18 protein-coding genes are annotated in these 16945 nt (G+C 70.5%); 13 read left to right on the top strand and 5 right to left on the bottom strand.

Annotated elements, in window-relative coordinates; genetic code table 11:
* Position 1: 1 nt before the first annotated feature.
* Positions 2-2527, bottom strand: coding sequence for a hypothetical protein (locus RCO38_RS18190; protein WP_308329787.1), 2526 nt, complete (start codon positions 2525-2527; stop codon positions 2-4).
* Between the two features lie 321 nt (positions 2528-2848).
* Here RCO38_RS18190 and RCO38_RS18185 point away from each other — a divergent pair, with 321 nt between their 5' ends.
* Positions 2849-3514, top strand: a complete 666-nt coding sequence (locus tag RCO38_RS18185) for a nitroreductase family protein (RefSeq protein WP_308329785.1) — start codon at positions 2849-2851, stop codon at positions 3512-3514.
* Between the two features lie 22 nt (positions 3515-3536).
* On the opposite strand, the gene RCO38_RS18180 is transcribed toward RCO38_RS18185, so the two are convergent.
* The 4 genes from RCO38_RS18180 to phnF form a co-directional block, all read right to left on the bottom strand.
* The gene (locus RCO38_RS18180) at positions 3537-5102 is read right to left on the bottom strand and encodes a methyl-accepting chemotaxis protein (protein WP_308329783.1); all 1566 of its coding nucleotides are present in this window, start codon (positions 5100-5102) and stop codon (positions 3537-3539) included.
* Between the two features lie 98 nt (positions 5103-5200).
* Complete coding sequence (phnN, locus tag RCO38_RS18175) at positions 5201-5776, bottom strand: phosphonate metabolism protein/1,5-bisphosphokinase (PRPP-forming) PhnN (RefSeq protein WP_308329781.1); 576 nt, start codon at positions 5774-5776, stop codon at positions 5201-5203.
* On the bottom strand, positions 5773-6486 hold the full coding sequence (locus RCO38_RS18170; RefSeq protein WP_308329779.1) for a DUF1045 domain-containing protein: 714 nt from the start codon (positions 6484-6486) through the stop codon (positions 5773-5775). The genes phnN and RCO38_RS18170 overlap by 4 nt, the downstream gene beginning before the upstream one ends.
* Positions 6476-7234 (bottom strand): phosphonate metabolism transcriptional regulator PhnF, encoded by a 759-nt coding sequence (phnF, locus tag RCO38_RS18165; protein WP_308329777.1) that lies wholly within the window; start codon positions 7232-7234, stop codon positions 6476-6478. Before phnF ends, RCO38_RS18170 begins: the two co-directional genes overlap by 11 nt.
* A gap of 74 nt (positions 7235-7308) precedes the next feature.
* Here phnF and phnG point away from each other — a divergent pair, with 74 nt between their 5' ends.
* From phnG to RCO38_RS18105, 12 genes are all read left to right on the top strand, one after another.
* Entirely contained in the window at positions 7309-7809 is a 501-nt protein-coding gene (gene phnG / locus RCO38_RS18160; RefSeq protein ID WP_308329775.1) for a phosphonate C-P lyase system protein PhnG, read from the top strand.
* Positions 7806-8435, top strand: a complete 630-nt coding sequence (gene phnH / locus RCO38_RS18155) for a phosphonate C-P lyase system protein PhnH (protein ID WP_308329773.1) — start codon at positions 7806-7808, stop codon at positions 8433-8435. Before phnG ends, phnH begins: the two co-directional genes overlap by 4 nt.
* Positions 8436-8437: 2 nt before the next feature.
* On the top strand, positions 8438-9535 hold the full coding sequence (locus tag RCO38_RS18150) for a carbon-phosphorus lyase complex subunit PhnI (RefSeq protein WP_308329771.1): 1098 nt from the start codon (positions 8438-8440) through the stop codon (positions 9533-9535).
* Positions 9532-10440 (top strand): alpha-D-ribose 1-methylphosphonate 5-phosphate C-P-lyase PhnJ, encoded by a 909-nt coding sequence (locus tag RCO38_RS18145; RefSeq protein WP_308329769.1) that lies wholly within the window; start codon positions 9532-9534, stop codon positions 10438-10440. The genes RCO38_RS18150 and RCO38_RS18145 overlap by 4 nt, the downstream gene beginning before the upstream one ends.
* Positions 10433-10885 (top strand): GNAT family N-acetyltransferase, encoded by a 453-nt coding sequence (locus tag RCO38_RS18140; protein ID WP_308329768.1) that lies wholly within the window; start codon positions 10433-10435, stop codon positions 10883-10885. The genes RCO38_RS18145 and RCO38_RS18140 overlap by 8 nt, the downstream gene beginning before the upstream one ends.
* Entirely contained in the window at positions 10882-11664 is a 783-nt protein-coding gene (gene phnK, locus RCO38_RS18135; RefSeq protein WP_308329767.1) for a phosphonate C-P lyase system protein PhnK, read from the top strand. Before RCO38_RS18140 ends, phnK begins: the two co-directional genes overlap by 4 nt.
* Positions 11661-12377: a phosphonate C-P lyase system protein PhnL gene (phnL, locus tag RCO38_RS18130; protein ID WP_308329765.1), complete on the top strand. Its 717-nt coding sequence runs from the start codon at positions 11661-11663 to the stop codon at positions 12375-12377. The genes phnK and phnL overlap by 4 nt, the downstream gene beginning before the upstream one ends.
* Complete coding sequence (locus RCO38_RS18125) at positions 12374-13528, top strand: alpha-D-ribose 1-methylphosphonate 5-triphosphate diphosphatase (RefSeq protein WP_308329764.1); 1155 nt, start codon at positions 12374-12376, stop codon at positions 13526-13528. Before phnL ends, RCO38_RS18125 begins: the two co-directional genes overlap by 4 nt.
* Positions 13529-13637: 109 nt before the next feature.
* Positions 13638-14513, top strand: a complete 876-nt coding sequence (phnC, locus tag RCO38_RS18120) for a phosphonate ABC transporter ATP-binding protein (protein ID WP_308329762.1) — start codon at positions 13638-13640, stop codon at positions 14511-14513.
* Between the two features lie 48 nt (positions 14514-14561).
* Positions 14562-15506, top strand: a complete 945-nt coding sequence (phnD, locus tag RCO38_RS18115) for a phosphonate ABC transporter substrate-binding protein (protein WP_308329760.1) — start codon at positions 14562-14564, stop codon at positions 15504-15506.
* Positions 15507-15568: 62 nt separating this feature from the next.
* A complete protein-coding gene (gene phnE / locus RCO38_RS18110; protein ID WP_308329758.1) occupies positions 15569-16375 on the top strand; it encodes a phosphonate ABC transporter, permease protein PhnE in 807 nt (268 codons plus the stop codon).
* A 9-nt stretch (positions 16376-16384) separates the two neighbouring features.
* Positions 16385-16945: a phosphonate degradation HD-domain oxygenase gene (locus RCO38_RS18105; protein WP_308329757.1), complete on the top strand. Its 561-nt coding sequence runs from the start codon at positions 16385-16387 to the stop codon at positions 16943-16945.

Below are 16945 nucleotides of genomic sequence, written 5' to 3'. Positions count from 1 at the left end.
GTCACCCCTGTGGCAGGCTCACTTGCAGGTGACCGACCCCGGCCAGCCCTTCGTGCACCCGCTCGCCGCGCTGCGCATCCACCGCCACCAGGCGGTAGCGGTAACCGGGCTCCAGGCCCAGGATGCGCGCCACCACCGGCTTGCGCAGACTCACCGTCTGCACCAGGGTGCCGGCATCGAGCGCGACCACCGGACCATCGTCGAACTCGACCCGCAGCGCCGTCAGCGCACCGGGGCCGAAGAACAGCGGGCTGGCCGACACCTGCACCTCGAAGGTGGCCTCGGTGAAGGCCTCGGTGACGGTGAGCTGCCCCATCAGCCGAGCGAGGTCGGGCTGGATGTCCAGGTCCAGCGCCGGGGTGATCGACAGCAGCGGAAACGCCGCCGGCGTGACGGCGAAGCGCAGGTCCACGGTCTGGCCCGGCAGCACCGGCGCGGCCGGCGGCAGATCCAGGGGCCGCACGGTCACGGTCTGCGGCACGCCGGTGGCCGGGTCGGTCCAGACGCCCAGCTCCTGGGCGTGGACCCCGTTGACGCGCACCGGGCTCTCGATGCGGTTGCGCAGGGTGACGACGCAGTGGCCCGGCACGCCGTCCGGGTCCGGGCGCAGCAGCTGCGGATCGAACACGCTGCCGGTGTTGTCCTTGAGCGAGACCACCAGCGGAATGTCGACCTGCGTGCCGTCGCTGATGGTGGCTGTCACCCAGCCCTGCATGCCGATGCCGGCCGGCGACTGGAAGGCGGCGGCCAGGCGCACGAACTGCGCCTCGTCCAGCGACAGCTCGTCGGTGATGCCCTCGTCGAAGCGGATCACCGCGTCGGGCCGCTCCAGCAGCGCCGGGGGCGCACCGTCGGCGGTCGGCACGCCCAGGGTGAGCCGGGCCGACCGGGGGGTGAGCGCGGTCAGCCGCGCGGCGGGGCCGAAGTGCTGGCGCGCCAGCAGCACGAAGGCCTGTCCGAGGTGGGGCCGCGCCTGGAACGCCAGCCGCACCCGGTAGCTCAGCGCCTCGCTCTCGGTGGCGACGTCGGTGATGGCGAACACCAGCGAGGGCAGGAAGGGGCTGGCGTCGCTGCGTGCGAGCCGGAACTCCTGCGGCTCGAAATAGACCTGGTCGCGCACCAGGGAGTCCTGGAAGAAGGTGACGCTCTGCCCGTCCGCGACCAGGTCGTGCTTGAACAGCACATGGGCCTGCGAGGGGTCGCGCGGCGCGTCGAGCATGTAGCCGTCGGCCTGGGGGTCGAAGGTGCAGGCCAGCGACTGGGTGCACTCGGCCTCGCGCCGCACCAGCACCGGCCGGCCCTTCTTGTCGATGGCCACGCGCCGCGGCAGGGTGCGCAGCACGCGCGCGGCCTCTTCCCTGGACAGCGCCTCGTCCAGATCGGGCTCATGGTGCGGGCGGCGCACACCCCGGGCCAGCGCCAGCGTGGCCACGCTGGCGCGCTCGGCCCGCAGGCTGGCGATCGCCGGCATCCGGGGCACCGCCGCCGCCACCGGCCTGGTGCGCAGCGTGTTCAGCACCGCGGGGCTGATGCGGACCACGTCGATGTCCGGCCGCACCGGCGCCACCGCCGGCCGGTCGTGCAGCCACCACTGCTGCCAGGTGCGCTGGCCGACCGTGGCCTTGCACACCACCTCCAGCCGCGCACGGTGCACCGGCGAGGTGATGATCTGGTGGATGCGGTCGTAGTCCTCCTGGGCGTGGAACGGCAGCGTGCAGCGGTGCACGCTGCCGCCCAGCGGGTTCAGCGGGCCGAGCGCCTCCCAGATCAGCGGCTGGGCGGGCGCGGCGGCCACCGAGCGGGCCATGACGTACTGGCTCAGGCGGTCGGTGCGGCCATCGGCGTCGGTGTAGTCGTCCAGCACGTCCACCACCAGCGTCTGGCCGCTGCGGCGGGCGGTGAGGGTGGTGACCTTGAAGCCGAAGGCGTAGACGCCGATCAGCGCATCGCCCGAGAGCATGGCCGTGGTCTCGCCCCAGTCGCAGTCGCTGGGGTGGCACTTGCCGAAGCCGTGCATGGACCAACCGCCGTCGGCCCGCCGCCCGATCACCAGACGGGTCATGCCCCGCGTGGCGGGGTCGGTGTTTTCCCACTGGCCTTCCCAGGGCGGGGCCTCCGGCTCGCCGGAACTCACCACCGGCATTTCGTAGCCCAGGCGCAGCGTCGCGGTGTGGGGGATGGTGCGCATGGCGAAGCGCGCGTCGACGGCGTGCACCGCCAGCAGCTCGATGTTCAGCCAGCCCAGCGGGCCGTGCGGATCGTCGTCGGCCGTGCGCAGGCGCAAGCGCGACGTGTGGCGGCCGCCGACCATGTTCCATTCGTAGCGGGGCAGCTGGTAGCGGGCGTTGGCGTCGTCGGAGGCCTCGTAGAGCACCTGGGGCTGCAGGCTGCCGTCCGGGCTCACCGGCACCGGTGTCTCCGCCACCACGGTGGTCGCCGGGCGCGCCGTGGGCTTGAGCACCAGGGACTTGAGCTCGAAAGCCTGCAGCTGGTTGCTCATCAACAGAACCTGCTCGTCGCTTGCCATGTCCGCTCCTGCAAGGGGTGGCCCCGTGGCCCGGGTCCGATGGACGGACCGGTGCGCGGGGTGGGGCCAATGTAGGAGCGCGGTGTGGCGGTGACATCCTTCCGACTAGGGACCGGCGGCCTCCCGGATCACCCGTTTTGATGACAAGCCGGCGGGCCGCGCCATATACCCCATCCGCCGCCGCACCGCCGGACAGCGGGAACAAAGGCGTTCCGGTGGCCGTGATCCCCACGGGCGGCAGCGCCGATTGCTGCACCGCGTCATGATTTCTCCATGCGCCCGCATGGTGCGGGCGCCCCACCACCCCGGAGAACCCGTTCCATGAGCGACCTGTCGCAACCCACCCACGCCCCCGTCCTGCTGGACAAACTGCAGTGGCGCTACGCCACCAAGAAGATGGACCCGTCCCGCGCCGTGCCGCAGGACAAGGTGGACCGCATCGTCGAGGCGGCGCGCCTGGCGCCCACCTCCAGCGGCCTGCAGCCCTTCGAGATCTTCGTCGTCACCAGCAAGGCCGTGCGCGAGCAGATCCAGCCCATCGCCTGGAACCAGGCCCAGATCACCGACGGCTCGCACCTGCTGGTGTTCGCGGCCTGGGACACCTACACGGCCGAGCGCATCAACCACATGTTCGACCTGGTGAACACCGAGCGCGGCTTCACCAACGAAGGCTGGGAGAACTACCGCCAGATGCTGCTGAACAGCTACCCGCAGCGCGACGCGGAAGTGAACTTCAACCACGCCGCCCGCCAGGCCTACATCGGCCTGGGCGCCGCGCTGATCGCGGCCGCGTTCGAAGAGGTCGACGCGACGCCGATGGAAGGCTTCGACCCCGCCAAGCTGGACGAGATCCTGAAGCTGCGCGAGCGCGGCCTGCGCAGCGTGGCCATCGTGCCGCTGGGCTACCGCGCCGCTGAAGGCGACTGGCTGGCGAACCTGAAGAAGGTGCGCCGCCCGCTGGAGCAGTTCGTCACCGAAGTGAAGTGATCCATCCGCTGCGCTGCGGGCCTCAGGCGGCCTGCAGCGCGCGGCGCTCGATCCGGAACGCCGCCACCGAGGCCACCAGGTCCCGCGCCTGGTCGTTCAGGCTCTGCGAGGCCGCGGCGGTCTCTTCCACCAGGGCCGCGTTCTGCTGAGTGGCCTGGTCCAGCTGGGTGATGGCCTCGCCCATCTGGCTCACGCCGGTGCTCTGTTCCTGCATGGCGGCGGCGATGTCCACCACCAGCTGGTTCACCCGGCGGATGGCCGCCACCACATCGGTCATCGCGTGGCCGGCCTGGTCGGCCAGTTCGGTGCCCGAACCCACCTGGTCCACGCTGGCTTCGATCAGCTGCTTGATCTGCCGCGCCGCGTCGGCCGAACGGCTGGCCAGGGCCCGCACCTCGGAGGCCACCACGGCAAAGCCGCGACCCTGCTCGCCAGCCCGCGCCGCCTCCACCGCCGCGTTCAGCGCCAGGATGTTGGTCTGGAAGGCAATGCCGTCGATCACGCCGATGATTTCGGCGATGCGCCGCGAGGCGTCCTCGATGCTGCGCATGGTGCGCACCACCGCCGCCACCGTCTCGCCACCGGCCTCGGCCGCCCGCGAGGCGTCGGTGGACAGCGTGCGGGCCGCCTGCGCGCTGTCGGCGTTCAGGGCGATCGCGCTGCTCAGCTGCTCCATCGACGCGGCAGACTGCTCCAGCGCACTGGCCTGCGCCTCCGTGCGCGCGCTCAGGTCCTTGTTGGCGCTGGCGATCTGCGCCGAGGCCGAGCCCACATGGTCGACCCCGCGGTGCACCTGGCCCACCAGGCTGCGCAGCCCGTCCTGCATGGTGCCCAGCGAACGCAGCAGCTCGGCCACCTCGTCGCGGCCCTGCACCGGCACGTCCTTCGTGAGGTCACCGGCCGCGATGCGACCGGCCACCGCCACGCCTTCGCGCAGCGGCTGCACGATGCTGCGCGCCAGCACCGCCGAGGCCAGCAGGCCCAGCACCAGCGCCACCGCGCCGAGGCCGATCTGCAGCAGCCGGGCACCGTCGATCGCGTCGACCACGGCCTGGCCCCGTTCATGGGCCAGCCGGTCCTGCAGCGCACGCAGGGTGTCGATGGGTTGCTGCAGGCGCACCAGCGCCGGCAGGGTTTCGCTGTTCAGGAGCTGCTGCGCCTCGTCGATGCGCCCGGCCTTCACCAGCGGACCCACCTTCACGAACGAGGCGACATAGGCCGCGCGCGAGGTGCGCAGCTCGGCCAGCGCGGCCTTGCCTTCAGGCCGCACCACCAGCCGGTCCAGCGTCAGCAGGGCCTCGTCGATGGCCTTGCGGTTGACGTCGATGCGCGCCTGCACCACCGGCATCTGCGAAGGCTCCACCAGCAGCAGTTCGGCCGTGTTCAGGCCATTGGCGCGCGTGGCCGTGTCGATCACCGACACCGCCGCCACCTTCACCATCTCGTGGTCGATCAGCTGGCTGTTTTCCTGACCGATCAGCCGCAGCGACAGCAGCGACGACGCCACCAGCCCCGCGATGAGCAACAACATCAACCCGAAACCGGCCGCCAGCCGCGCACCGATCCGGAACCTGGACACACCCCACATGCTGAACTCCTGGCGCGCGCACCGGCGCCTCATGGGGAGGTTTTCGGCGCCCCGGGTGACGCGCTGAATAGTCCTGAAGAACTATGCCGGCGCCGGCCTCACCGCGCCATCGCGCGGGTGGTGCGCTCGCCCAGTCGTGACTGCAGCGCGGCCAGCAGCATGTCGACGGCTTCGCTGAGCGGGCCGTCGTTGACGATGCGGATCGCGCTCGCGGGCAGTTCGACATCAATGCCCCGTGCGAGCCGGTCCGAGATCGCCTGCACGCTCTCCCGGTTGCGCGCACGCAGGCGTTGCAGCAACACATCGGCCGGCGCCGAGATCTGCACCACCGTGGCCTCGGGCCACTGCGCGAGCAGTTGCGGCAGGTGGGCGCGGGACCCGTTGACGAACACGCAATGGCCGCTGGCCAGCGGCGCCAGCTCCGGACGGCGCACGCCGTAGGCATGGCCGTTGGCCTGCCAGTGCATCGCGAACGCGCCCGCCTGCTGCAGGCGTTCGAACGCCGGGCGGTCCACCCACTCGTTGGCCTCGCCCCCGGCCTGCGCCACGCGCGTGATGGTGCGGCGCGCCCAGTGCGCGGGCGGCATGCCGGTCCAGGCCTCGCGCAGGTGGTGCAGCACGCTGTCCTTGCCGGCGCCCGAGGGGCCGACCACATAGACCAGACGGTGTGTCATGCGCCCAGCTCCAGCTGTTCGAGCAGCACGAAGTCGGCGCCCGGCGACGGTTCGATGAAGATCGAGAGGCGGTCCAGCCGCATCGGCGGCAGGGCGCCGAACTGCCGCGTGGCGGCCACCCACAGGCCACCCACCACATCGTCCGGCACGCCGGCCAGCGGACCGGTGAGCGAGAAGTGGAAACGGAACCTGTCGAACACCCAGGGGTAGCCCCAGGCCTGCATCAGCGCGTCTTCCTCGGGCGTGAGCGGCGCACGGCGGCGGCGCGCCAGCTCGGCCTCGTTCAGGGGCGCGGCCAGCGGCTGCAGGCGGCGCACACAGTCGTCGGCCAGCGCGCCCAGCGCCGCCGGCGCCTGCTCAGGCTGCAGGGCGAGGAACGAACCCAGCCGGGTGACCTGCAGATCGCCCAGCTCGAACGGACGGTGTTCGCGACAGATGGCCGCCACCGTATCGCGCAGGGCCCAGAGGTTCGACTGGCGCGACAGCCGGAACGGCGCCTTGAGCGTGGCGTGCCAGCCATAGCGGCGCGGGTCGGCGGTCACGGCGGTCAGAACGGCCGGGTCGACCCTCGCCCCTTCCGGCATCGGCAGGGCGCAGCGGCGGGACGCGCAGCGACCCAGCCACTCGCTGCCGCGCTCCCACCAGTCGGAGCCGGGCTGGGGCGCGGCGTAGATGGCCACACGGTGCGGTGCGAGTACGTCATGCGACATGGTCGTGGTCCACGGTGAGGGTGACGCGGTCGCCCGCGAACCAGGTGCAGGCGTACTCGATCGGCACGCCGTCGGTGTCGACATTGACACTGCTGACGTAGAGCGCCGGATGGGCCGCGGGCTGCCTGAGGTGGGCGGCGATCTCTGACACCGGCAGGCGCGCCGAGATGCGGCTCTGGCGCCGTGTGTAGTCGGCCACGCCACAGGCGGCGAAGGCCTGCGTGATCGAGCCGCTCTGGCGAACCAGATCGTCCAGTCCCGCAAAACGCGGGCAGGGGAAGAAGCGGTCGCTGACGTGCAGCGGCTGGCCACCGCCGTCGCCGATCACCTGCAGGTGCAGCACCGTGCTGCCGGTGCGCAGCTCCAGCGCCTTCGCCACATCGGCGTTCGCGCGCAGGCTGCGCGAGGCCAGCACCTGCATGCCGCCGGGCAGACCGGCCTGCGCCAGGCTCTGGCGGTGGCGTGTGCGGCGGCCCAGCACCAGGTCGACCGCGAAGTCCTCGACGTAGGTGCCACTGCCCTGCGTGGAGCGCACCAGGCCGATCTGGCCCAGGCTGGCCAGCGAACGGCGGATGGTGTGGCGGTTCACGCCGTACTGCTCGGCCAGCAGGTGCTCCGAGGGCAGGCGCTCGCCAGGCGCGTAGATACCGCGACCGATGGCGTCGGCCAGTTCGTGGGCGATGCGGGCCCAGAAGCTGTGATCGGGCTCCGGCAGGAGCAGGGCGAAAGAGGCGGCGTTTCTTGTCATGAAAGGGACACAGGTGAAACCTAAGCTGGGCATCGACAACAAGTTGTCTACACAGATTTCAGACTACCACCACGATGTTTCACGCGTTTGACAACACCGGGCCGAACCGGCCCACACCGCGCCCCGACTGGATGGCCCTGCTGTGCCGCGCGCCCCTGCCGCTGCTGGAGCAGGCGCTGTCGAAACAGGCTGGGGCGCCGCTGCAGTGGCTGCGCAAACCCGAAACCGGCCTGTACATGGTGCAGGGCCGCGCCGGTGGCACCGGCGAACGTTTCAACCTGGGCGAAATGACGGTCACACGCTGCGCGCTGCGCGTGGGTGGCGAGGACAGCGCCGTGGGCGTGGCCTATGTGATGGGGCGCAACCACCGGCAGGCCCAGCTGGCGGCCGTGGCCGATGCGCTGCTGCAGGACCCGGCGCAGCACGAGACGCTGGACAGCGCCCTGCTGCACCCGGTGCGCCAGCACCTGGCGGCGCAGCAGGCCCGCCGGGCCGCGCGCGCGCAATCGACCAAGGTGGACTTTTTCACCGTGGCGCGCGAGTCCGGTGCGGCCGACGAAGGAGACGAGGCATGAAGGCCGAAGACCTGCAACAGGTGCGCCCCGGTTTCCACGATGCCGCGCTGGGCAGCCAGGCGGTGTTCCGCACGGCGCTCTCGGCGCTGTCGCACCCGGGCCGTGTGATCGGGATGCCCGACGTGTCCGCGTTGCCGCGCCACGGTCACGGCGCCGCGGCCCAGCTGCTGCAGTCGCTGGTGGACAGCGACTGCGCGGTGTGGCTCTCGCCCAAGCTGGCCTCCAGCGACGCTGCGCCCTGGCTGCGCTTCCACACCGGCTGCCGCTGGGCCGCCGCGCCCGCCGACGCGCGCTTCCTCTGGGTGGCCGAAGGCGACACCCTGCCGGCGCTGGCCTCGCTGGACGCCGGCACCGACGAGTACCCCGACCAGTCGGCCACCTGCGTGATCGAGGTGGCGGCGCTGGCCGGTGCCGGGGCCGATGCCTTCGTGCTCACCGGCCCCGGCATCGCGAGCGAACAGACCTTGTGCGCCACCGGCCTGCCCGACGACTTTGTGGACCAGTGGGACGCCAACCACCGCCGCTTCCCGCGCGGCGTGGACCTGTTCCTGGCCACGCCCGGCCACATCGCAGGCCTGCCCCGCAGCACGTGCGTGCGCGCTGCCCAAACGACCGTGGAGGCCTGACCATGTACGTGGCCGTCAAGGGCGGAGAGACCGCCATCCTCCACAGCTACCGCCTGCTGGCCGAACAGCGCCGCGGCGACCCGCGGCAGCCCGAGCTCAGCGTCGACCAGATCCGCCAGCAGATGAAGCTCGCGGTGGACCGCGTGATGACCGAAGGCTCGGTCTACGACCCCGAACTCGCGGCGCTGGCGATCAAGCAGGCGGCAGGCGATCTGGTCGAGGCGATCTTCCTGCTGCGCGCCTACCGCGCCACGCTGCCGCGCCTGGGCACCACGCGGGCGCTGGACACCGCGCAGATGCGCCCGGACCGCCGGATCTCGGCCACCTTCAAGGACCTGCCCGGCGGGCAGATCCTCGGCCCCACCTACGACTACACCCAGCGCCTGCTGGACTTCACGCTGCTGGCCGACGCGTCGGCGCCAGGTGTGAAAACGACAACCGCCACCGTGCCCACTCCAGCCCCACGCGTGGTCGACCTGCTGAACCAGGAAGGCCTGATCGAGACCCACCCGGTGCCGGAGGACGACCCCGAGCCGGTGGACCTCACGCGCGAACCGCTGCGCTTTCCGGCCGGCCGCGCCACCCGTCTGCAGAACCTGGCGCGCGGCGACGAAGGCTTCCTGCTGGCGATGGCGTATTCCACCCAGCGCGGCTATTCGCACACCCACCCCTTCGTGGGCGAGGTGCGGCTGGGCCAGGTCGAGGTGGTGCTTGAACCCGAAGAGCTGGATTTCCCGCTGTCCATCGGCGAGATCGAGATCACCGAGTGCGAGATGGTCAACCAGTTCGCTGGCAGCAAGACCGAACCCCCGAAGTTCACGCGCGGCTACGGCCTGGCTTTCGGCCACAGCGAACGCAAGGCCATGGCCATGAGCCTGGTGGACCGCGCGTTGCGCGCCCCCGAGCTGGGCGAGACGGTCGAAGCCCCCGCACAGGAACAGGAGTTCGTGCTCTCGCACAGCGACAGCCTGGAAGCCTCGGGCTTTGTGCAGCACCTGAAGCTGCCGCACTACGTGGACTTCCAGTCCGAACTGGAGCTGGTGCGCCGCATGCGCGCCGAAGCCGCCCGCCGCGCCACCCCGGACCAGGAGCCCGCATGAACGCGCCCATGAACCCTGAATTGCTGCATCCCGCCGCGCCGGCCACCGAACCCGGTGTGAACTTCGCGTACCTCGACGAGCGCACCAAGCGCATGATCCGCCGCGCCATCCTCAAGGCGGTCGCCATCCCCGGTTACCAGGTGCCTTTCGGCTCGCGCGAGATGCCGCTGCCCTACGGCTGGGGCACGGGCGGCATCCAGGTGACCGCTGCGGTGATCGGGCCGGACGACACGCTCAAGGTGATCGACCAGGGCTCGGACGACACGGTGAACGCGGTCAACATCCGCCGCTTCTTCCAGCGCACCACCGGCGTCGACGTGACCACGCGCACCACCGAGGCCGACATCATCCAGACGCGCCACCGCATCCCCGAGACGCCGCTGCGCGAGGGCCAGGTGATCGTCTACCAGGTGCCGGTGCCCGAGCCCATGCAGCGGCTGGAGCCGCGCGAGACCGAGACGCGCACGCTGCACGCGCTGGCGGAATACGGGCTGATGCACGTGAAGCTCTACGAGGACATCGCGCGCCACGGCCACATCGCCACCACCTACGACTACCCCGTGATGGTGAACCACCGCTACCTGATGGCGCCGTCGCCGATCCCGAAGTTCGACAACCCCAAGATGCACATGAACCCCGCGCTGCAGCTGTTCGGCGCCGGGCGCGAGAAGCGCATCTACGCCGTGCCGCCGTACACCCAGGTGGAGAGCCTGGGTTTCGAGGACCACCCCTTCGAGGTGCAGAAATGGGACGTGCCCTGCGCGCTGTGCGGCGCCACCGACAGCTTCCTCGACGAGATCATCACCGACGACCAGGGCACGCGCCTGCACGTCTGCTCCGACTCCGACCACTGCCAGGAGCGGCAGGCGGTACAAGCCGAGACGCCGGAGCAGGCCCGTGGCTGACGGCATTCACCTGCGCGAAGCCACGGCCGACGACCTTCAGGCCGTGCTGGCGCTCTACGCCCAGCCGGGCCTGGACGACGGCGACGTGCTCAGCCCCGAACAGGCGCGCGAGGCCTTCGCCCAGTTCGCGCGTTACCCGAGCTACCGCCTGTTCGTCGCCTGCGACGCCGCCGGCCGCGTGGTCGGCAGCTACGCCCTGCTGGTGATGCACAACCTGGCCCACCGTGGCACACCCTCGGCCATCGTCGAGGACGTGGTGGTGGACCAGACCTGCCGCAGCCTGGGCATCGGCCGCCGGATGATGGAACACGCCCGCGCGCTGGCGCGCGAGGCCGGCGCCTACAAGCTCGCCCTCTCGTCCAACCAGAAGCGCGAGCGTGCCCACGCCTTCTACGAATCGCTGGGCTTCCAGCGCCATGGCATCAGCTTCGTGATCACCCCATGACCCTGTCACACACCCCCCTGCTGCGCGCCGCCGGCGTCGGCAAACGCTACGGCCCGCAGATCGCCCTGCAAGAGGCCTCGTTCGAACTCTGGCCCGGCGAGGTGCTGGCCATCGTCGGCGAGTCCGGCTCGGGCAAGACCACCCTGCTCAACACGCTGGCCGCACGCCTGCGCCCGGACAGCGGCGAGATCCTGTTCCAGGGCCGCGACGGCGCGCTGCAGGACGTGCACGCCATGAGCCAGGCCCAGCAGCGCCTGCTGGCCCGCACCGACTGGGGTTTCGTGCACCAGCACGCGGCCGACGGGCTGCGCATGGACGTCTCGGCCGGCGCCAATGTCTGCGAACGCCTGATGGGCCTGGGGCAGCGCCACTACGGCGACCTGCGCACGCAGGCCGAAGAATGGCTGCGGCGCGTGGAAATCGACCCGATCCGCATCGACGACGCGCCGCGCACCTTCTCCGGCGGCATGCGCCAGCGCCTGCAGATCGCGCGCAACCTGGTCACGCAGCCGCGCCTGGTCTTCATGGACGAACCCACCTCGGGCCTGGACGTGTCGGTGCAGGCCCGCCTGCTCGACCTGCTGCGCCAGCTCACGCAGCAGATGCAGCTGGCCGTCGTCATCGTCACGCACGACCTCGCCGTGGCGCGCCTGCTGGCGCACCGCATGGTCGTCATGCAGCGCGGCCGCATCGTCGAGTCGGGCCTGACCGACCAGGTGCTCGACGACCCGCAACACCCCTACACCCAGCTGCTCGTCGCCTCGGTGCTCCAGCCATGACCCCACCCCTCCTGACCCTGCAAGGCGTTTCCAAGCGCTTCACCCTGCACCACCAGAACGCCGCGCAGCTGCGCGTGCTCGACCAGGTGGACCTGGACCTGCACGCGGGCGAATGCCTGGTGCTCGACGGCCCCTCGGGCATGGGCAAGAGCACGCTGCTCAAGCTGGTCTACGCCAACTACCGCGCCAGCAGCGGCACCATCACCCTGCGCCAGGACGACGGCCGCACGCTGGACATCACCCAGGCGACCCCGCGCGAGCTGGTGGCCATGCGGCGCGACCGCGTGGGCTACGTCAGCCAGTTCCTGCGCGTGATCCCGCGCGTGAGCGCGCTGGACGTGGTGGCCGAGCCGCTGCTGGGCGAGGGCACGCCGTCGCCCGAGCGGGTCGAGGCCGCGCGGCAGGAAGCCGGCGCCTGGCTGACGCGGCTGCGCATCCCCGAGCGCCTGTGGCCGCTGCCGCCCGCCACCTTCTCGGGCGGCGAGCAGCAGCGCATCAACATCGCGCGCAGCCTGATCCAGCCGCGCCAGCTGCTGCTGCTGGACGAACCCACGGCCTCGCTGGACCAGGCCAACACCCGCACCGTGATCGAACTCATCCACGAGGCGGTGGCGCGTGGCGCCGCGCTGATGGGCATCTTCCACGACCCCGAGGTGGGGGCCGCCGTGGCCACCCGCCGCATCGACATCGCCCAGTTCAGGAGTGCCGCATGAACCCCACCGTGTTCCGCAACGCCCGCATGGTGCTGGGCGACGAAGTGGTCGAAGGCAGCCTCGCGGCGGCCGGCGGCACCATCGCCTCCATCGACCCCGGCCACCGCCAGGGCGCGGTGGGCCTGGACCTGGAAGGCGACTACCTCCTGCCGGGCCTGGTCGAGATCCACACCGACAACTTCGAGCGCCACCTGATGCCGCGCCCCTCGGTGCAGTGGGCCGAGATGCCCGCCCTCCTGGCGCACGACGCCGAGGTGGCCGCCGCTGGCATCACCACCGTGTTCGACGCGCTGGGCGTGGGCGACGCCGACCCGGACAGCCTGCGCGGCAGCACCTGGCACGGTGTGGTCGACACCATCGACACCTGCGCCCGCGAAGGCCTGCTGCGCGCCGACCACCACCTGCACGTGCGCTGCGAGCTGCCGGCGCCCAACACCATCGATCTGTTCGAACCCTTCCACGGCCACGAGCGCCTGTCGCTGATCTCGCTGATGGACCACACACCGGGCCAGCGCCAGTGGGAGAACATCGACGTGGCCAAGGTCTACTACACCGGCAAGAAGGGCTGGAGCCTGGAGAAGTTCCGGCGCCAGGTGGAGCACGCCGCCGAACTGCAGGCGCTCTACGCCGACCCGCACCGCCAGTACTTCGTGGACTACTGCCGCACCCACGGCATCGCCATGGCCAGCCACGACGACACCACGCTGGCCCATGTGGAGCAGGCGCACGCCGAGGGCGCCAGCGTGTCCGAATTCCCGACCACCGTGGTGGCTGCTCGCGCGGCGCACGAGCGCGGCCTGCTGACGGTGATGGGCGGGCCCAACGTGGTGCGCGGCGGCTCGCACTCGGGCAACGTGGCCGCAGCCGATCTGGCGCGCCTGGGCCTGCTGGACATTCTCTCGTCCGACTACGTGCCCGGCAGCCTGCTCAGTGCCGTGGTGCGGCTGGTGGACGACGGCATCCTGGACATGCCGAGTGCGGTGGCCACCGTCACGCGCAACCCGGCGCGCGCCTGCGGCCTGCACGACCGCGGCGAAATCGCGCCCGGACAACGCGCCGACCTGGTGCGCGTGAAGCTGGTGGACCTGCCCGACGGACGCCGCCAGGCGGTGGTGCGGGGCGTCTGGCGCGAAGGCGGGCGGGTGCTCTGAGCCGCACGGCCGGCCCCGCCATCAAAGCTTCCCGCGGCCTTCAAAGAGCTGTCACACAAGCCCCGGACACTGCGACTTGTCTAGATAACTTCGATCACGGAGCCCTGCCATGTCTTCCGCCCTGCGCATCCAGAACCTGAGCAAGCGATTCGCCGGCGGCAAACTGGCGCTGGACCATGTGAACCTGGACATCCGGCCCGGCGAGATGGTGGCGCTGATCGGCGCGTCCGGCTCCGGCAAGTCGACCCTGCTGCGCCACGTGGCCGGCCTGATGGCCGCCGACGCCACACCCGGCTCGGTGATCGAGGTGGCGGGCTGCTGCGTGCAGCGCGAAGGCCGCATCCAGCGCGACGTGCGCCGGATCCGTTCGCAGATCGGCTTCGTGTTCCAGCAGTTCAACCTGGTCGACCGCCTGCCGGTGCTGGTGAACGTGCTGGTGGGCCGCCTGCACGGCATGCCCTGGTGGCGCGCCTGGACGCGCTGGTTCACCGCGCAGGAACGCGCGCTCGCCATCGAGGCCCTGGGCCGCGTCGGCATCGCCGAATGCCATGCACAGCGCGCCTCCACGCTCTCGGGCGGCCAGCAGCAGCGCGCCGCCATCGCGCGCACCCTGGTGCAGGGCGCCAAGGTGGTGCTGGCCGACGAACCCATCGCTTCGCTGGACCCCGAGGCCTCGCGCAAGGTGATGGAGATCCTGGCCCGCATCAACCGCGAAGACGGCTGCACCGTGGTGGTCTCGCTGCACCAGGTCGACATGGCCATGCGCTACTGCCCGCGCGTGGTGGCGCTGCACCAGGGCCGCGTGGTGTTCGATGGCCCGTCGCGCGAACTCACCCCGGCGCTGCTGCGCAGCCTCTACGGCATGCAGGCCGACGAAATCCTCAACGGCAGTTCGTCGCTGCACGAAGTCCCGACGCCCACCCCTTCTCTTGCGCCGGCACCGAACGTGGTGACCTGGCCGACCCCGCTGGCCCAGGCCGCCTGAGCGCCGGCATCCCTTCGCCCCTTCCACCTTGAAGCCAAGGACACTCCCATGATCAAGCAGACCCTCGCCGCCGCCACACTCGGCCTGACCCTGAGCGCCTCCTGGGCGCAGGACATCAATTTCGGCATCATTTCGACCGAAGCGACGCAGAACCTCAAGGCCGACTGGCAGCCGCTGATCGACGACATGGCCCGGCAAACCGGCCTGAAGGTCACGGCCTTCTTCGCACCCGACTACGCCGGCATCATCGAAGGCATGCGCTTCAACAAGGTGCAGGTGGCCTGGCTGGGCAACAAGTCGGCCATGGAGGCGGTGGACCGCGCCAACGGCGAAGTGTTCGCCCAGATGGTCAACGCCGACGGCACCCAGGGTTACTACTCGCACCTGATCGTGCACAAGGACAGCCCGCTCAGGTCGCTGGACGACGTGCTCAAGAACGGCAAGAGCCTGTCGTTCGGCAACGGCGACCCGAACTCCACCTCGGGTTTCCTGGTGCCGGGCTTCTATGTGTTTGCCAAGAACAAGGTCGACGCCAAGACGCACTTCAAGATCGTGCGCAGCGCCAACCACGAGACCAACGCCCTGGCCGTCGCCAACAAGCAGGTCGATGTGGCCACCAACAACAGCGAGAACCTGGGCAAGATCCAAGAGCGCCAGCCCGAGAAGTTCAAGGAGATCCGCGTGGTCTGGACCTCGCCGCTGATCCCCCTGGACCCGCTGGTGATGCACAAGGACCTGCCGGCGGCCACCAAGGAGAAGGTCAAGACCTTCTTCTACAACTACGCCAAGTCCGACGCGCGCGAGAAGGAGATCGTGATGAAGATCTCCAAGCTGTCGGGCTTCAAGCCCTCGACCAACGCCCAGCTGACGCCCATCCGCGAACTCGACCTGTTCAGCAAACGCAACAAGATCGAGGCCGACGCCACGCTGGCCGCCGCCGACAAGGCCGCCAGGCTGGCCGACATCGACAAGCAGCTCGCCGCCCTGCAGTGACGCGCCGCTGAGTCCAGGCCCGCCCGGTGCCGCGGCGGGCTTTTTTTCGACCGGAGAACCTCATGACCACAACGTCCTCGCTCCCGGCCACCGCCGCCGTGCGGGTCGCCGCACAGAAGCACAGCCCGGGCTGGTACCTGGGCTGGGCCGCCGTGCTGCTGGTGCTCGCCGGCTCCTGGAACGGTGCCGACATGCGACCGCTGGAGCTGCTGCGCGACTCGGGCAACATGGCGCAGTACGCCAGCGAGTTCTTCCCGCCCAACTTCGCGGACTGGAAGATGTATGTGCAGGAAATGCTGGTCACGCTGCAGATCGCCGTCTGGGGGACGGCACTGGCGGTGGTCTCGGCCATTCCGCTGGGCCTGCTGGCCTCGTCCAACATCACGCCCTGGTGGGTCCACCAGCCGGTTCGCCGCGTGCTCGATGCCTTCCGCGCCATCAACGAGATGGTGTTCGCGATGCTGTTCGTGGTGGCGGTGGGCCTGGGTCCGTTTGCGGGTGTGCTGGCGCTGTGGATCCACACCGCGGGCACCCTGGCCAAGCTGTTTTCCGAGGCGGTGGAGGCCATCGACCCGCAGCCGGTCGAGGGGATCCGCTCCACCGGCGCCTCGGCCCTGCACGAAATCGTCTACGGCGTGATCCCGCAGGTGATGCCGCTGTGGATCTCCTACACGCTCTACCGGTTCGAGGCCAACGTGCGCTCGGCCTCGGTGGTCGGCATGGTCGGCGCAGGCGGCATCGGCGTGGTGCTGTGGGAAATCATCCGTGGCTTCCGCTATGGCGAGACCGCCGCGGTGATGGTCATCATCATCGTCACCGTCAGCCTGATCGACCTGGTCTCCGCCCGCATCCGCAAACTCATGATCTGAGGAGCACCCATGGCCCTGAACATCGACGACATCGTGCGCCTGCTGGAGCAACGGGGTGCACAGCAGTACGGCCTGGAGGCCGTGAGCCAGCGCGAGCACGCGCTGCAGTGCGCCCACCTGGCCGAGACCGCGGGCGAACCGGACGAGCTGGTCATCGCCTGCCTGCTGCACGACCTGGGCCATCTGATCGCTGCCGAGAAGGCCGGTACCATGGACACCGACATGAGCCAGGACGATCTGCACCAGTACACCGTGCTGCCCTTTCTGCGCGGCGTCCTGCCCGACGCCGTGCTGGAGCCGATCCGCCTGCACGTGGACGCCAAGCGCTACCTCTGCCAGGCCGAAGGCGGCTACTACGCCTCGCTGTCCACCGCCTCGGTGCACAGCCTGGCCCAGCAGGGCGGGGCCTACACCGCCGTCGAGTCACGCGCCTTCCTGCTGCAGCCCTTCGCCGCAGACGCCGTGCGCCTGCGGCGCTACGACGACAAAGCCAAGGACCCGGCCCGCGTGGTGCCCCCCCTGGACCACTACCTGCCCCGTCTGGAACAGCTGATGCTCCAGACCGCATGA

The sequence above is a fragment of the Hydrogenophaga pseudoflava genome, assembly GCF_031020795.1.
GTDB lineage: Bacteria > Pseudomonadota > Gammaproteobacteria > Burkholderiales > Burkholderiaceae_C > Hydrogenophaga > Hydrogenophaga pseudoflava_A.
This window is presented reverse-complemented; position numbering and strand designations above follow the sequence as displayed.

Excerpts from the sequence above, each read along its gene's own strand:
- RCO38_RS18190 (WP_308329787.1), bottom strand. The coding sequence starts at position 2,527 with ATGGCAAGCGACGAGCAGGTTCTGTTGATGAGCAACCAGCTGCAGGCT.
- RCO38_RS18105 (WP_308329757.1), top strand. The coding sequence starts at position 16,385 with ATGGCCCTGAACATCGACGACATCGTGCGCCTGCTGGAGCAACGGGGT.
- RCO38_RS18145 (WP_308329769.1), top strand. The coding sequence starts at position 9,532 with ATGAACGCGCCCATGAACCCTGAATTGCTGCATCCCGCCGCGCCGGCC.
- phnE (WP_308329758.1), top strand. The coding sequence starts at position 15,569 with ATGACCACAACGTCCTCGCTCCCGGCCACCGCCGCCGTGCGGGTCGCC.
- phnL (WP_308329765.1), top strand. The coding sequence starts at position 11,661 with ATGACCCCACCCCTCCTGACCCTGCAAGGCGTTTCCAAGCGCTTCACC.
- phnC (WP_308329762.1), top strand. The coding sequence starts at position 13,638 with ATGTCTTCCGCCCTGCGCATCCAGAACCTGAGCAAGCGATTCGCCGGC.
- RCO38_RS18150 (WP_308329771.1), top strand. The coding sequence starts at position 8,438 with ATGTACGTGGCCGTCAAGGGCGGAGAGACCGCCATCCTCCACAGCTAC.
- RCO38_RS18125 (WP_308329764.1), top strand. The coding sequence starts at position 12,374 with ATGAACCCCACCGTGTTCCGCAACGCCCGCATGGTGCTGGGCGACGAA.
- RCO38_RS18180 (WP_308329783.1), bottom strand. The coding sequence starts at position 5,102 with ATGTGGGGTGTGTCCAGGTTCCGGATCGGTGCGCGGCTGGCGGCCGGT.
- phnF (WP_308329777.1), bottom strand. The coding sequence starts at position 7,234 with ATGACAAGAAACGCCGCCTCTTTCGCCCTGCTCCTGCCGGAGCCCGAT.
- RCO38_RS18170 (WP_308329779.1), bottom strand. The coding sequence starts at position 6,486 with ATGTCGCATGACGTACTCGCACCGCACCGTGTGGCCATCTACGCCGCG.
- phnG (WP_308329775.1), top strand. The coding sequence starts at position 7,309 with ATGTTTCACGCGTTTGACAACACCGGGCCGAACCGGCCCACACCGCGC.
- phnH (WP_308329773.1), top strand. The coding sequence starts at position 7,806 with ATGAAGGCCGAAGACCTGCAACAGGTGCGCCCCGGTTTCCACGATGCC.
- phnN (WP_308329781.1), bottom strand. The coding sequence starts at position 5,776 with ATGACACACCGTCTGGTCTATGTGGTCGGCCCCTCGGGCGCCGGCAAG.
- phnD (WP_308329760.1), top strand. The coding sequence starts at position 14,562 with ATGATCAAGCAGACCCTCGCCGCCGCCACACTCGGCCTGACCCTGAGC.
- RCO38_RS18185 (WP_308329785.1), top strand. The coding sequence starts at position 2,849 with ATGAGCGACCTGTCGCAACCCACCCACGCCCCCGTCCTGCTGGACAAA.
- phnK (WP_308329767.1), top strand. The coding sequence starts at position 10,882 with ATGACCCTGTCACACACCCCCCTGCTGCGCGCCGCCGGCGTCGGCAAA.